At 58.3% G+C, this 15,368-nt stretch carries 9 protein-coding genes and 1 pseudogene; 4 read left to right on the top strand and 6 right to left on the bottom strand.

Annotation, left to right across the window (positions count from 1 at the left end; genetic code table 11):
* Positions 1–5 precede the first annotated feature (5 nt).
* Complete coding sequence (locus FRZ40_RS31940) at positions 6–5,513, bottom strand: trifunctional serine/threonine-protein kinase/ATP-binding protein/sensor histidine kinase (RefSeq protein ID WP_147236873.1); 5,508 nt, start codon at positions 5,511–5,513, stop codon at positions 6–8.
* Between the two features lie 416 nt (positions 5,514–5,929).
* Positions 5,930–6,592: a response regulator transcription factor gene (locus tag FRZ40_RS31935; RefSeq protein ID WP_147236872.1), complete on the bottom strand. Its 663-nt coding sequence runs from the start codon at positions 6,590–6,592 to the stop codon at positions 5,930–5,932.
* Positions 6,593–7,387: 795 nt separating this feature from the next.
* On the opposite strand from FRZ40_RS31935, the gene FRZ40_RS31930 reads away from it, so the two are divergent.
* On the top strand, positions 7,388–7,852 hold the full coding sequence (locus tag FRZ40_RS31930) for a response regulator transcription factor (RefSeq protein WP_338048185.1): 465 nt from the start codon (positions 7,388–7,390) through the stop codon (positions 7,850–7,852).
* 45 nt (positions 7,853–7,897) lie between these two features.
* Here FRZ40_RS31930 and FRZ40_RS31925 read toward each other — a convergent pair whose 3' ends face one another.
* Positions 7,898–8,569 carry a response regulator transcription factor gene (locus FRZ40_RS31925; protein WP_147236871.1) on the bottom strand — a complete coding sequence of 224 codons (672 nt, stop codon included), beginning with the start codon at positions 8,567–8,569 and terminating at the stop codon, positions 7,898–7,900.
* A 760-nt stretch (positions 8,570–9,329) separates the two neighbouring features.
* Between FRZ40_RS31925 and FRZ40_RS31920 the strand changes: the two genes are divergently transcribed.
* Positions 9,330–9,641, top strand: a complete 312-nt coding sequence (locus FRZ40_RS31920) for a hypothetical protein (protein ID WP_082427027.1) — start codon at positions 9,330–9,332, stop codon at positions 9,639–9,641.
* Between the two features lie 1,378 nt (positions 9,642–11,019).
* On the opposite strand, the gene FRZ40_RS31915 is transcribed toward FRZ40_RS31920, so the two are convergent.
* Both FRZ40_RS31915 and FRZ40_RS31905 read right to left on the bottom strand, forming a co-directional pair.
* Positions 11,020–11,274 carry a hypothetical protein gene (locus tag FRZ40_RS31915; protein ID WP_147236870.1) on the bottom strand — a complete coding sequence of 85 codons (255 nt, stop codon included), beginning with the start codon at positions 11,272–11,274 and terminating at the stop codon, positions 11,020–11,022.
* Positions 11,275–11,689: 415 nt separating this feature from the next.
* Positions 11,690–11,968, bottom strand: a complete 279-nt coding sequence (locus tag FRZ40_RS31905) for a hypothetical protein (protein ID WP_147238462.1) — start codon at positions 11,966–11,968, stop codon at positions 11,690–11,692.
* 1,143 nt (positions 11,969–13,111) lie between these two features.
* Between FRZ40_RS31905 and FRZ40_RS31900 the strand changes: the two genes are divergently transcribed.
* Entirely contained in the window at positions 13,112–13,480 is a 369-nt protein-coding gene (locus FRZ40_RS31900) for a DUF1488 family protein (protein ID WP_147236869.1), read from the top strand.
* Between the two features lie 162 nt (positions 13,481–13,642).
* Here the strand turns inward: FRZ40_RS31900 and FRZ40_RS31895 are convergent.
* A pseudogene (locus FRZ40_RS31895) lies at positions 13,643–14,352 on the bottom strand (dimethyl sulfoxide reductase anchor subunit family protein); the annotation flags it as partial.
* A 142-nt stretch (positions 14,353–14,494) separates the two neighbouring features.
* Between FRZ40_RS31895 and FRZ40_RS31890 the strand changes: the two are divergent.
* A complete protein-coding gene (locus FRZ40_RS31890) occupies positions 14,495–14,803 on the top strand; it encodes a carboxymuconolactone decarboxylase family protein (protein ID WP_240057399.1) in 309 nt (102 codons plus the stop codon).
* Positions 14,804–15,368 lie beyond the last annotated feature (565 nt).

The raw sequence follows: 15,368 nt of genomic DNA, 5'->3' as shown, positions 1-15,368 counted from the left end.
GGCAATCACGATGAAGCGTCCGGATGAACCGGCACGGTGAACTGAACGACCGCGCCGCGTGGCACGTTTGCACTTGCCCATAACCGCCCCCGATGTCCCTCGATGATCGAACGGCAGATCGCCAGCCCCATCCCCAGACCAGTTGGCTTAGTTGTGTAGAAGGGTGCAAAAGCCTGCTCAGCGCCATCCGGACCAAAACCCGGCCCAGAATCGCGCACAGACACGAGCACACGGTTCGACTCGGCCGCATCTGTACTGACAACCAGTTCGCGCGCTCTATCGCTCACGCCCCTCATCGCCTCTAGCGCGTTCATGATCAGATTGAGTAGCACCTGTTGTAGCTCGACACGGTCTGCTTCGATTAATGGCAAGCCTTCGGACAGTCGCGTCTGTACGGAGGCACCGCTCTTCGTGGCTTCACCGCGCGTAAGTTCAATCACCTCGCGGATCGCCTCGTTGATATCCACCGGCTCTTTGCGCGGCGGCACCTTCCTGACCAGATTACGGATCCGGCCTAACACGTCTCCCGCTCGACCTGCATCCTTGACAATCTGCCTGAGCGTCTGTCCTACCTCGTCAATGTTCGGAGGCTGGGCGTTCAGCCAACGCAGAGCAGCCTGTGCATTGGTCACCGTTGCGGCGATGGGCTGGTTGACTTCGTGGGCTATCGATGCGGTGAGTTGCCCCATGGTCGCGACACGGTTCGCATGAGCCAGTTCCGTCTGCACCTCGCGATAGCGCCGCTCACTCTCCCGCGCCTTTTCTTCCGCATGCTTGCGCTCGCTCAGATCGAGCACGAAAGCGACGCCTCCGTTCGCGCCCGCTTCAAAGCTCGCCACGCCGATCAATACGGGGACTCGGCTCCCGTCCCTCCGGAAATACTCCTTCTCGAACGGCTGCGCGCGGCCCGTCGCCCCAAGCTCTGCCAGGGCCTGTTCGTCGCGCTCACGCCACTCTGGCGGCGTCAGGTCTCTCCAGTGCACGCGGCCGGAGATCAGATCTTCACGCTCATATCCTACTATCCGTAGAAAAGCGTCATTGGCCTCCAGAATCTCGCCATCGACATTCCAGACGATGATGCCGATGATGTTGGCGTCGACGAGGCGCCGGATCTTCGCTTCGCGTTCGGCCAGATTGCGGTACAAACGGGCGTTCTCCAGTGAAATCGCGGCCTGCGATGCCACGACCTTCAGCACGGCGATGCGGGATGGGCTGAACACGCGACTGGTCAGACTGTTTTCGAGGTAGATCGCTCCAGTAACCTTGGCCTGATTCATCAATGGGAAGCAGAGAATTGAACGGGCACGTTGCTGCCGGATATAAGGATCTGCGGCGAACGAAGACCCCGCCGCTGCATCGTCCACAAAGACGTTCTCCCCGGTGCGCAGGACATGATAGAGGATCGATTCTGGAAGGACCTCGCTGCTGACGGGAACATCGCGCAACTCCAATCGGGGCGCGTCGCCGGAGGTTGTCGCTTCTGCCACTATCCGTTCTTCTCCGCCGTCCGAGAGAATCAACACGCCCCGTTCCGCGCCTGCCTGTTCGACCGCTGTGCGCATAACCATATCGATCAGCTTGTCCAGGACGATCTCGCCCGAGGAAGCCTGTGAGACCTTGATCACCGTCGCAAGGTCCAAATGTTCGACCGGTGTTGATATCGTGATCATCGACCCAGGCGTAAGCTCTTCCGCCCTCAGATACGGATATTGCTCCTCAAGTTGCTGCACCTTCCCGTTGGCTCCCCAACGCAGATAGCTGTAGCGGGCATCTCGCAAATACAGACGCGCAATCTTTTCAAAACCTTGGGCTTCGTAAAAGCGCGACGCGAGCTCGTTCCCGAGTGCCTCACCGTGGACAAAGCTGCTGTCCTGCGCCGAGCGGATGGCCTGCTCGTACAACTGCATGGCATCGGCTACGCGACCTTCGATCCGGGCGATCTCGGCACCGACCAGCGCGGCGCGGTCCGCGAAACTCTCAGGACAGTTTTGCGCCCAAATTTCGAGCTGCCGATAATGCGCGGTGAGCGCTTCGAGATGCTGTGGCCGCTCGCCGGCCGGCATGTACTCCCACCATGCGGCCTTCGCCAGCGCGCCGTATAAGTGATATTCGGCTTGCTCAACCACCGAGGTCGGAGTCCACAGCAGCCGTCGCGCGTTCGACGCAGCATCCATGGCTGCCGCATAGTCGCGGGCGAGATAGCGCGCCTGCAATTTCCGGATCCAGTACCACGATGCTGCTATTGTCAATGCGGGGTTGCTGGATAGATGGGCTTCGGCCTGAAGTTCATTGAACTGCCCGTCGTCAAAGCAGCCGAACGTCGGCGTCACGCCGCGAAGCGTCCGTATCAGCGCCAGTTGTGTGGTGATGAAGTCAATGACAAGACCGAACCGCATCCTCCCGGCGTACGCAAGACCGCGTTCGGCCTCGCCTTGCACCTCGTGCAGCGGCTCACCAGCGAATAGCAGGTCCGAGTTGAGGTTGGTGCATGTGTAAGCGCCATACGCGAGATCTCCAATTCGATTCGCCGCTTCAAAAGCACGGCGCAGCAGATTGCGACATTCGCGTACTGGCTTTAGCAAGCGCATGACAAAATTCGCGAAGCAAAGATACGTGCTCGCCTCGAACCGTCTTAGCCCGCGTCGTTCGACGAGGTCGCAGCCGAGCTGGCCGAACCGGAATCCGGCCCGGTAGTCACCGAAACGCGGTCCGGCGACCCTGCCGACGTTGGCATAAAGCACGCATGAAGCATCACAGTTGCCATGCTCGAGGCTGAGACTGACCCCCTTGCAGGTCGTCAGCGCAACCAGATTCGCATCCGTAAAAAGGGCTGGGGCGAACAGCTTGCCAAGCACCTCAACGGTCGCGAGTGAGTCCGCGTCCTCCATCACGGGCAAATCGATGAGTTCCTCGATGTTCCGGCCCCCAAGCTGTGTTCCGATGCGCTCGTATTCCCGTCGAACCTCCTCGTCGTGCGGATGAGCCGACCACTCGATGCCGACATGCCGGAGGTAGGCGAGGCAGACAGCGACGGCACGGTCACTCCGGTCGAGAGTCGTGCAGACGTCTGTGTGCAGGCACGCAACGCTGGCTCGTTCGACCGTCGTCCTCACCCGATTCGCTAGCCCCGCGAGGCGCTCATCTGCAACGGATAACTGTCCGGTCAAAAATTCGCATTCGGCCCGGTTCAGTTCAAGCGCAAATATCAGTTCATGCAGACGCTCCCAGCAATCGTCGCTCAACAGTTCCGTACCGGCGATGAGATAGGTGAGCGCTGAGGCATAGGCCGTCGACGCCTTGGCGCGTTGGCCAGCGAGCAGGTTGAATTCTGCGAGCCGCTTCCGTTCTCCCTCTTCGGTGATCAACGCGGCGCCGCGATTGAGCTGACCGACGATCTCGAAAATCGCCTCCCCCCGCTTGTTCGGAGGCGTGCGCGCCGCGAGCAATCGCCCGATCCGCAGATGGCTAGAGGTCCGCGAGGCTTCAGGGACCAGTGAATAGGCGGCCTCATGCACCCGGTCGTGAACAAACCTATAGGCGCCCTCCAACCGCTCGACCAGTTCCTGACGCATCGCCTCCCACAACGCCGCGTGCACCTGTGCCACCGGAATGCCGAGAACCGTCGACAGCGTCGCGACACCGGCGACGTTACCGAGAACGGCAAGCTGCTCCAGCGCATGCCGCGTCCCAGCCGGCAGGCGGGTCAACTTGCCGACCATCAGGTCCACGACATTGTCGGTATAACCCTTGTCATGGATGCGACCCGGGTCCCAGCACCAATGCCCCGCATCATGATCAAAGGTGAGCAAATCTTCTTCGACAAGCGCGTGCAGAAACTGGATGACAAAGAACGGATTGCCGCCTGTCTTGTCATGAACCAGCTGCGCCAGTGGTGCGATGCGTGCCGGTGCGCAGTGAAGCGCCTCCGCGAATAACTGCCTGACATGTACACGAGCGAGCGGCGCCAGCTTGATCTCGTTGATAGTGACTCCCGCGTTCCTGATGGCCTGGAGCTTGCCCATCAGCGGATGTGCGGCAGCTATCTCATTGTCACGATAGGCACCGACCACCATCAGGTGCCGCATATCCGGGTGGGTCAGCAGGTCCTCGAGCAGGTCGAGGGTTGCAGCATCCAGCCACTGCAGGTCGTCGAGAAAGAGCGCAAGCGGATGTTCTGCCTGGGCAAATACACTGATGAAACGCCGGAACACGAGCATGAAACGGCGCTGCGCCAGTCTTGGCTCGAGAGCCGGGACGGGTGGCGGCTCACCGATGATCAGCTTCAGTTCGGGAATGAGGTCGGTCACGAGTCGGGCATTGGACTCGAGCGCCCCTAACAAGGCATCGCGCCAGATCGCCAGTTCGGTGTCGGCCTTGCCGAGCAGCGGGCGCACCAGGCCTTGGAACGCCTGGACCAGCGTCGAATAGGGGATGTCGCGCTTGTACTGGTCGAACTTGCCCGACGCAAAGAGCCCACGCGGCGGCACCAGCACCTTGTGCAATTCATTGACAACCGACGATTTGCCGATGCCGGAATAGCCGGAAACCAGCACTAGCTCCGGCGGGCCGCTACCAACAATCCGGTCGAACGCGGCGACCAGGGTCGCGACCTCAAGCTCCCGCCCATACAGCTTCTCGGCGACCAGCAACCGGTCGGGGATGTCGCGTTCGCCCAGCGGGAATGCATCGATCTGGTGCTGGTGTCGCCACACCTCGATGCAATGCTGCAGGTCATGTTCAACACCGGCGGCCGTCTGGTAACGCTCTTCCGCCGTCTTGGCGAGCAGCTTCATGACAATGTCGGAGACCGCAGCAGGGACCGTATCGACCAGCTCGCACGGCGGCCCCGGCTTTCTGGCGATATGGCAGTGCACCCATTCCATGGGGTCGGACGTCGTAAACGGCAGCACGCCCGTCAGCATCTGGTAGAGCGTCGCGCCGAGCGCATAGAGGTCACTGCGCGAATCGATCGAACGGTTCATCCGGCCGGTCTGCTCGGGTGCCATATAAGCGAGCGTGCCGGCGATCGTCTCGGGCGGTTCGGGCGCCTGTCGCTCACGCGGCAACCGGGAGGTGAGACCGAACCCGGTGAGCCGGACCTTTCCGTCGGTGCAATGTACGAGGATATGCGCAGGCTTAAGGTCCTTATGGACAAGACCTCGCTGGTGCAGCTTGCCTAGCGCCTCGGCGATGCCAACAGCGAGCGGCAAAAAATCCCCCATCTCCATCGGAGCGCCAAGCAGACGGGCAAGCGGCTCACCGCCTGGGTCCTCGAGCACCAGCAGGGTCCGGCCACCTTCCCGCACCAGTTCCAGCGGCCGCACCGCCCACGAGCCATCGAGTTCGTCCTTCAGGCCGAACGCATGAACGAGGCGGTCAAAGGCGGCAGGTAACGGATGCTCTCCGGCGGGTCGCACCAAAAGTACGTTTCGACTGCCATCTTCCCCGTCGCGCCGCCCTCGACAGACGACGCGATCGCCATCTTCCCACAGGATCTGGAGGTTGTTACCCATCGGCAACGGAATCAATGTAGCTTGTCATCTGCGCAGGGCCTCTTCAGGCCGCCGCCCTCTTCGTTTTACCCTACATGGGCAGCCAAACTTACATCAGCATACACTTCAGTGAATTCCGTGCAATAGATAGTACTCCGAGCAAGTTGCTCGGTGAAAGCCGACACTACTTTCAAGCCTGCGGACGCCGCCTCAAATCGCCGACATTTCAGGTACTGTTGACGTTACGTATTTCCCGAATCGTGCAAGCGGTCCGCATCTTCCGGTATATTTAACACGAACCAGCGACCATGTTATGCGCAGCGACCATGCCCGCTAGGTCACTCCGACGGACGTGGAAGCAATGGCCAAGGCAAGTCGCGCATTCGTGCCGACAAGCGGGTCGACACGGGGGACATCGCGCACTGGCTCAGGGCGTTCTACGACTGCGCATTAACGCCAAGCGTTACCGATTTCTTGACGAGATCTGCAAGGGTTCGCGCCGCCATCTTTCGCATCAGATGAGAACGATGCATCTTCACAGTGATTTCACAGAGATTCACCTTGGAGGCGATCTGCTTGTTCATCAACCCAGCTACAACGAACCCCATAACTTCCCGTTCGCGCGGTGTAAGCGACTCATACGCGACACGGAGCGCCGCAACCGATTGTTCGGCGGCGAGCCGCTCGCCATCGCGCGCCAACGCATTGGAGACGGCATCCAGCATCTCTTGGTCGCGGAACGGCTTTGAGAAAAAATCGACTGCCCCCGCTTTCATGGCCTGCACGGTCATCGGGATGTCACCATGACCGGTCATGAATACGATCGGCATGCGCAAACCGCTCTTGACAACATGCTCCTGTAGGGCGAGGCCATTTTCGCCGCGCAAACGGACATCGAGGATCAAGCAACTAGGCGCGCCGCACTTCGGGAAGCCGAGAAAGTCCACGGCGGATTCGAATGTCTCAACCCGCAGCCCGACCGACCGGAACAAATTACCGAGTGCGAAGCGCATCGACTCCTCGTCGTCCACCACGTAAACGACCGGCTCCTTGTGATGTTGGATGCCTCGGACCGAACTCAAATGTGAACCTGAATTCATCTCACCTCCTCCTTCCGACCGATAGTGCGCTGAGCGTCGCATCTGACAATCAGTCGGAGATGCTGCACATTGGAATAATATTGTTTCGCTGAAACCCGTCCTTCACGGGAGTGTTCATGCAACCAAAGGGGCGCGCTGCCGCCGCGCAGACATGCTCAGCCATATCCTTCCTGATCCTTGCCATAACCAAGCCCACTTCCCTCGCGCCGGCACGGACGCGATGCCGCTTACAGTTCCTCCTGAAACGTGTACTTGGTGTATGCATTGGCGCCCACAAAGACCTAGGGGCGCAGTACATCGCGAACATAGCGCCCCCCTCCAAACCATCGTCGCATCGCACTGCGTTGTTAGCATACTGCGCGATCGCGCCGACATGACATAAGAGTAGGCGCTCGGACGCCCGAAGACCATTGTACGGAAGGGTCGCATTGCACCTACCTAGGCGTCGAACGTCGATACCTAGGTATATCCGGCGAAGTCGGATTCGGACGTTCGCCGAGGCATGTCGTCCGTGAGAAGGGCAGGGGAACGGCCACGCGAGCCACGCAACTGTCGTCTATCATGAATCGCGAACACCCGCTCGTGCGCGAGAGCGACGCATGCATACGTGCTAGCCCGGATATGTAATCATCCACTCATACGCTCGGAAGAGACGCATGTCGCGACGCATACCTAGGTATGTGCTCGCGGCATAAGTGAACCTGCATGCGCTGGTCAGCCTCGACACAAGATGAACTGGATTGAGCGATGCAAACGCTGAGCACTAATACCTCTGTATGATTTCCGGCCGCTGCTATGACAATTACGCTGGGTGTCGTAGACGCGGACGGTTGCATGCCGCGGCGTTCTTGCTGCGTGAGCTCCCTTTCCTATAGATCGAGGCTAATGTTGCGTTCTGCTCAGGTAGTTTCGATTGTTGACGACGATGAGGCAGCCCGCCTCGCGACGGGGAATCTTGTGCGCTCGTTCGGAAGACATACATGCCTCTTCGCGTCAGCGCAGGAATTTCTCCTATCTGGCCAGCTTGGTTCGACGTCATGCCTCATCTCTGACGTCATGATGCCGGGCATGTCAGGAGTGGAGATGCACGACCGCATTATTGCACTCGGGTATGCCCCGCCGACCATCTTCATCACGGCATTCCCGTCGGCGGACCTGAAAGCTAATGCCCTGGCAAAAGGCGCGCTAGCCGTACTCGAGAAGCCGGTTGATCCCGACGCCATCGCGCATTGGCTCAGCGTTGCGCTTGACGCGCCGTAGGCCCAACGACAAAGGGTCGGAATTGCGCTTCCAATACTGCTGTTCTCAACACGTCTTCAGTGAGCGAGCCTTGACGCCCAGCAATTCCGATTTTCTGACAAGATCGGCAACGGACCGCGCAGCCATCTTTCTCATGAGGTGCCCACGATGAATCTTCACAGTGATCACACTGAGATTCATTTCGGCGGCAATCTGCTTGTTCATCAGGCCGGCCACGACGAACGCCATAACTTCTCTTTCGCGCAGTGTCAGCGTGTCATAAGCAATACGGAGCGCGGCGATCGATTTCTCGGCGTCGAGACGCTCAGCATCGAGCGCCAACGCATTGGTGACGGCGTCAAGCATATCCTGGTCGCGAAACGGCTTCGCGAGAAAATCGACTGCACCCGCTTTCATCGCCTGGACTGTCATCGGAATGTCTCCGTGCCCGGTCATGAATACGATCGGCATGTGGACCTCGCTCTTCCCAATATGTTCCTGGAAGGCGAGGCCACTTTCGCCACGCAACCTGACATCGAGAATAAGACAACTGGGCGCCCCGTACTTCGGAAAAGCGAGGAAGTCCCTTGACGATTCGAAGGCCTCTACGCGTAACCCGGCCGATCGAAGCAAGTTTCCAAGGGCGACGCGCATCGACTCGTCGTCGTCGACGACGTAGACCACCGGTTCCTGGTCATGTGGACTCTGGGTTGAAATCGAAGGCGAACCGGAACTCATCTCCCCCTCCCGATTGATAATGCTTGCATGCAGCGAATGCATCATACGTAATCGACGGCGCTGTGCGCTTCGATAAACGACCCCTAGTGCGACGGCCACCGGTACCGTTCTGCTCCGCCAGAATGGCAAACTGACGCAGTCACGTCACGTCTTTTTCGTCGGACAGTTCATGTCACCGGCACACGACCCCAGTTGATATTCTAGATGATTTGGACTCGCATGACGTTCCCGCCCTGTCTCGTTAAGCGTGACGTCGGCGCGGTGCGGTAGTCGGCGTCGCCACTTGAGCCTCATAGGAGATCGTCCCGATTTCTCCATTTATCAAGACTAGCAATGTGCCGGTTCGCCCGCTCTGAGGCGCGCATCAAGTCAAACGGGGCATAGCAGCGGACGGACCACACGCCGGAAACGTCTTACGGAGTCGGTGTGGCGTCGTTGCAGCCAGCTTACGTCGGGAAAGGCATTCACGACTGCTCGTCGATACGCGAAAGCATCCGAACCAATACGAGACGACTTGTGCCGTACGAACCAGCGGCGCGACGCAGGAAAAATCGCGTCACCATTTCGATACTTTTGAGCACTTTATTGAGCCAGGGAAGTCTCGAAAATGGAACGCGGCAGGCATAAAGTAGAGGCTCCTAACCACTGGATGAACACGTTGCAACATAAGGCGTATCACCATGACGCTGTCGTCAACGCCGAATTGATGCTCGGGTAATCAAGTGACGGCATTCAACATTAACCGCACATGGAGTTAAAAATGGATAAGAAGGTTCTTGCCTCGATTTTGGTTGCCGCTTCATTTTCTTTCGTCACACCGGTCTTCGCCAGTGGCTATGGACCTGCACCGTTCTACCACCCGGCACAGGGTGCTCCGGCATCACAACGAGGCCAAAGCGTCGCGACTCTTGCATCCAATGCGGCGCTAGTTGGCACATCGCATCGCGGCAACGCTACTGTCGAGACCGAAGGGTTTACGAAGTCAGATTCGGCCGTGCAAACCTCGGCTGCAGGGGAAGGTGGCATTGCTGATGGGACTTCGACGTCGGGTTCACATCAACGCAACCAATAAAGGGATGCAAGTTTGGGCAGTGATGGTGGCCTACGAAGGCGTATGGCCTCCTGGAAATTGCGTTTTGCTCGCTATGGCCTGGAAATGGACAGCCAGTGCGCAATGGCGTGGCATCATCTGCCCAGTCGTCTTCGATCGGCGCGCATCCCTTCAAGTTCTACGACCGCTAGCTTGATATGCAGGTTCATGCGCTGCGTAACCTGGGGCTGCGCAACCGGACCGACCGTGGCGTTCGATTGCTAACGACCGTTGCATATGATTGCCAGACGGGCACTTACCCGATCCGGCAACATTCAGTCAACCTGGCTTGACGAGTCCATCTACTGCAACTCTTTCGCATCTTGTCTCTCCATTTTTGCATAGAAACAGTCGCGCGTTGAAGATTCCTATCGTCCGGGGCGCCCATTCAAGCAGCCATTCACAGAACACACCTCGAGCACTTTCGGCGGCAGACAGCACGGGACACGCTTCATTCGTCGGACCCGGTACAAAGTCGAAAGGTGGCCACCAACGGTACAGCAACATTGCGGCTGCGAATCGCCGCACGGCAAACACGGGGCGCTCACAGTGCCTTGCCGCCGCTACATTCACGAGTCATAGGAATCGCCCTCCAATACCTGCGTATGACGGACTTACGGTGACGACCTCAACGAGAGCGCCTCACGCCTTACATACGCTCGCCCGGACGTCAGAGAGCTATCCGTAGGTGTGCGCGCCTTATGCTCACGGGGTGCTTGCCGTGACCGTTCGTACAATAGGTTTCTGTTGGTCGTTCGTCTACCGTTATTGCAAGAGATCAGTCCAACTCCGTCAAGACGATCTTCTATCAGCGATCGGTGACCGTTCGCTTTTACAACATACATAAGAAGACCGTTAGCCAGAACCTTCGCGCGCCCATCGCCCGGGCGACTGACCGATCAACGACTCATTGACCGTGATGCCACGGGAGGCTGCCATGCACACCTATCATATCCGTTATCGCGATGTCTGCGGCCGATGGGCAGTCGCCTACGCTCGCGCCCCTTCCCAGTCAGACGCTGAGGCGATTGCAATCCTCCGTTATGGCGCGTTCCATTCCGTCAGTCGTGCAGGGTTCGTTTCTTGAACAACGTCAGTTGGCGCACCGGACGACAAGATCGTAGCGGAATGGTCATTGCAAATTCGAGCGTCGCGCTGTACCTACCGTGTGCGCAGTTCGGCAGCTGTATCGACAATCGATAACAGTCGCATGAGTTATCTCCTCTTGATATTTCGTGAAGCGAACGGTTAAACAGGCAATATCAGGCTCGCACGGATTTGCCGATTACTGCTGGATACCGGAAGCAATTTTTTGAAAACTTGTAATCGAACTTCTTCTGCACTCAGGTGGCCGCAGTTTTCATTCAGCGACGCCGAGCAGATTCTCTATATGATCCTCGATGCGCGCTCGTTCTTCAGCTGCTGCCTGCGCCGTTGTTCGCGACACTAATGGAAATACAAGGCCATTTCCCTTGAACTTGCCGCCATGGCGAACCCATGCTTCATAGGCGAACACGCCCGAGTCACGGCAAAGAAGATTGATAGTCACGTCGTACGTACGGTGCATTCCCCCCTTACGTGTGTAGGGAAATCGGTACATTTCAGAATGAATCATCGATGCCATCTCCTGCATGCCCGAGCGCGACGCCAAACGACCTAAAAATGATGGCAGTCCTCGGTCCGCACAAAACCTCATTGTCAGTTCTGGAAGCTCCACCCCTCTGATTCTGGCTGAAGAGCGCTCACAGTTTTATGGGCTCAGGTGCCTTGACGGCAACCCAACGGTGCGCGCGGCAATGGCTCATCGTCCGCAATGCTGTACCACACCGTAGTGCGAACGCGAACACCGACTGAGGATTCGCGAATTGCCCGAAATCTCCAAGTGAGGTTGCTTCGCTGCCTCCCTCAAGAATGGAAACACGCGCTACAAACGCATGACGCTTCCCGTATCCCATGGGTCTTACGATATCGGCTTTGCCAAAGCCACCACAGGCAGATGGCGCGGCGAAGCAGCGGACGTTTCACCCGCATTAGCGGCGCAGCCGTGTATTCGTCTCTGGAATACCCGGCTGGTATACGTCGACGGCCAATGCTGATGGTAATGCCGATCGCAATCGTGTACGAAGTTCATTGACGTCCGTCTGGCGCATGCCGAGAACATCAAGGCTCAACGACTCGACGTTTAGCTCCCTGTCCACGCTGATTGTCCACTCGCCCACGCGGAGACCAAGCTGCATGACGTCGCGCCATACAGGAACCGCACGCAGTTCGCCGATCCGTGCCCGCACGACGATTCGATGCACTTCCATGACTTCGACCTCGACGGCTTGGATCTGCCCCACCTCAGTGCAGCCGGTGAGTCGGAACAGAAATGTTTGCAGAAAGCAAGACTCGACTTCTATCGACAGAGTAGGCGAACCTCACGACCGAGTCATAACAGATGCGATGCAGGAACTTTCTTTTTGCTTTCGCGCCGGCCGCAGGGGCCCGACGGCCGCAACGGCCCCTAACCAAACCAGTTAATGTCCTGTGTGGTCTGCCCGCTCGGGAAGATTTGTGGTTAACAAACGGATTGGACTCGTGAACCTCGGGCGACTCGGTTCCGAGCGTAGCCGGTCACGCCCCGCATAGGCGGGTCTGCGTCGAAGAGCTGTCGTCGCAGGGCAAATGTCCACACTCCGCGTTGTGAGATGCTCACCGTCACATGTACCGAAGACTACGGTGTACGTACGATGCAGACGAACCGCCATCAATCGTCTCAAGCATTTGGTTGTCGCCGCCTCATCGGCCGTTCACAAATGCCGCATTAGTGGCAAGTGCGTGTCGCTGGGCCGACGAACAGCACTGCTTCAACGCTGGCGGTTCAGCGCAGCGCGCTGGAAAACACGGCGTCGTGAGACGCCCCGGCCGGCGCTAAGCCGGCCGCCTCCTGGACGAAAAGTTTTTCCGCCAAGAAATCTCGAATATATCCGTGTGAACTATTAACGAGAAAAAGTTTTTTGATATTTGTAGCGACCAATTTTAGCCTCTCTTAGGAGTGGTGTTGCCTTGAAGCGAGGCCCTCCTGCTTATCTGCCACAGAGAGCGGCATCGTGACGCCAAGTTTGCGTCCAGTGGTCAATCATGTGCGCGGCACGGGAGCGGAGGCACATCGCTGAGTCGGTTCCGTTGCAGTCGCAGCAACGCTCGGTGTCCCTCTTGTGCGGGTTTCCCCTGATAAGCCTATACTCACGCCGTCTCCTCCATATCGCCTCCAGATATGGATTTAGCCCGCTTCGCGCGGGCATTTTCTTTGATGACCTGCTCGCGCGAACACCTCGAAGCGTACAATCCCAACCCCAAAGGAAGACGAGACACTTCGCGGACCTCTGGAACCTAAGTAGGCCGCACACCTTGTGAAACCCCGCCGCGTTTGAAACTCGTTCGACGTCATCCGACTGCACCTAACGGCGATGGATATCGATGAAAACCAACCTCAGATTCTTGCGAATCGTCGAGGCGTGACGTTCAGCCTGGTGCTTCCGAACGGCAAGGTCACCTGCGTGATCGCCCTGAGAGCGTTGGAAACGTATTTTTGGCTCGAGCCTCGAGCTAGCGACACCGACGTTCTCGGGACGTTCGAAAACGGCTTCGTGTGGATCAGAGCCATCGCCGAGCGTAAGTTTCGGGCCCGCCCGGCTACGCATCTCAAGTCAGCGGCGGAGGCTTCGCACGGCCTTGACTGTAGCCGCCGCTACAACGGCGTCCTATCTTCCCAACGAAGCGGCGCGGGCGCCGACTCCATGACTGCCTCACGCGTCGCGCCCGAACGCTGCCCTTGAAGTTGAGATTCGGCTGCTTGTCGCATTCTACGATGTTCGTCGATCTATAACTGACGAGCTAGAGAACGCAAAGCAGCCACCGTTCCGACGATGATGGCGATTCAACACGGACCTGTACTTGCCGAAACAGGCACATCGGGGCCGCCCCGCCTCACACTTAGATTAAGCCTGCCCGTAATAGAGATTCTGCGGATGCCGCGCTTCCGCAAAGAAAAACCACCGTTCTGCGACGAGTCCTGCGTATTGAATCGCCGACGCCGCGCACAACAGCGCGAACGACACGCCGATCGAAAGAACACTGCCACCGAACGCGACAAGACCGAACGGCACGACAAACGCGGCAATGACGAAAGTCCACTTGATACGCATGAGCGTCTGATGCGTCTTCCCGTGAAAAAACTCGCGCAGATTGAACGCGCCCGCCGTGAAGCCACGTGACTTCTGCTCGACGCGCGCGCCGCGAATGGCCGTTGCACTTTGCAACGTCGACTTGGGTCTGAGTCGCGCATTGCGAGCCAGCAAAGCACTTCGCGACAAGAGGCCCGCCAGTGTCAGCACGCACGCTGTGACAGCAAGCGTCGGCAAAAGCGTCGTCGCGAGCAGTGCCGCGCACGCGGATGCGAGCGTGAACCCTAGCAATACGAAATTAACAAGCGTCAGCGGCGTCGCCCACTCCTGCAAGAAGCGCAGACACGCGTAGATCATTCCCGTGCAGACGAACAGCGCTGCACTGGCGACCACTGCAAAAACGCCAACCTCGAACGTATGCGCCGATCCTAATGCATGCGCGACACCATAAGCGAACGTGCAAGCCAGAAACGCCGGCAGTGCAGGCATTCACGCGAGAGCCACGACGTGCGCGTGTAGGCAAGCAGGGGAAATCTCGAAGCCTCATTGCCCGAGACTTGCACCAGAAGAGGAGCAGTCTCGCCCGGACGAATTCGAACCAAATCGAGACCAAACAGAACCAGACATTCGATATTATTCCCTCATCAACCTTTGCTTATGGAGAAAATGATGATCGACATGAAGAACCTCAGCCGCCTTAAGAAACTGGATGAAAACGCACCTGCGGCCGCAAAAACATTCTGGGCATTCAACGACGCGGCGTTCGCTGAGGGCGCGCTTAGCGTCCAGCAAAAGCAGCTCATCGCCGTCGCGGTTGCCTTGACGACGCAATGTCCTTACTGCATCGAATTGCATACCAAAGACGCCCGCAACGCTGGTGCAACCAGCGAGCAGCTCGCCGAAGCGGCTCTCGTTGCCGCAGCAATCCGGGCCGGCGGAGCAGTGACCCACTCTTCGCACTTGTTCAAGGAATGATGCCTTCGAGTCACGCATTACGACCTTCCGCGGCGAGCAGCCAGAACCAGGCTTCTTTGGGCCTCGGAAGGGGTCGAAAGTGCTCGCCGATATAGACAAACACGAATAGCTGTTGCGGGTGCTTGCGTGCGAGGTCAACTTCGTACCGAATCACTGCGCCAAGCTGTCGATAAAGGTCTGCAGCGCGAGCGACGCTTCCTGTCGAGCTATGACTTTCATCCGTTCACGAAAGGCGCCGGCAAGGTAGGACTTCGCTGTACTCCCAGACCATCCAGGCCATCGGCGACGAATACGTGACACGCCGCCAACAGGAGTGCAGGATGAAACTGCGCCGGCGCGTGTGAGGTGGGGCGCGCCGCTCTCTGGCGTAAATCCCGTTCAAGGCCAGTGCGATCCGCCACCGTAACGGACAGGTGTTTTTTGCCGGCAAGCGCTTTCGCTGTGGGACAGCTATGGCCTCTTGAAGTATGACCTCGGTGCCGGAAACATCAGTGAGGATCCACGCGACAAGTGGTATCTGAACGTAACGATCCCGGTCGGAAAGACACGGAGGCCTTCGACCGCT

The sequence above is a fragment of the Paraburkholderia azotifigens genome (genome assembly GCF_007995085.1).
GTDB classification, from domain to species: Bacteria; Pseudomonadota; Gammaproteobacteria; order Burkholderiales; family Burkholderiaceae; genus Paraburkholderia; species Paraburkholderia azotifigens.
Note: the sequence above shows the minus strand (reverse complement) of the source record. Positions and strands in the feature narration are given on the sequence as shown.

Coding starts and splice junctions, on each gene's coding strand:
- FRZ40_RS31940 (WP_147236873.1), bottom strand. CDS start 5,513: ATGGGTAACAACCTCCAGATCCTGTGGGAAGATGGCGATCGCGTCGTC.
- FRZ40_RS31935 (WP_147236872.1), bottom strand. CDS start 6,592: ATGAATTCAGGTTCACATTTGAGTTCGGTCCGAGGCATCCAACATCAC.
- FRZ40_RS31930 (WP_338048185.1), top strand. CDS start 7,388: ATGACAATTACGCTGGGTGTCGTAGACGCGGACGGTTGCATGCCGCGG.
- FRZ40_RS31925 (WP_147236871.1), bottom strand. CDS start 8,569: ATGAGTTCCGGTTCGCCTTCGATTTCAACCCAGAGTCCACATGACCAG.
- FRZ40_RS31920 (WP_082427027.1), top strand. CDS start 9,330: ATGGATAAGAAGGTTCTTGCCTCGATTTTGGTTGCCGCTTCATTTTCT.
- FRZ40_RS31915 (WP_147236870.1), bottom strand. CDS start 11,274: ATGATTCATTCTGAAATGTACCGATTTCCCTACACACGTAAGGGGGGA.
- FRZ40_RS31905 (WP_147238462.1), bottom strand. CDS start 11,968: ATGGAAGTGCATCGAATCGTCGTGCGGGCACGGATCGGCGAACTGCGT.
- FRZ40_RS31900 (WP_147236869.1), top strand. CDS start 13,112: ATGGATATCGATGAAAACCAACCTCAGATTCTTGCGAATCGTCGAGGC.
- FRZ40_RS31890 (WP_240057399.1), top strand. CDS start 14,495: ATGATGATCGACATGAAGAACCTCAGCCGCCTTAAGAAACTGGATGAA.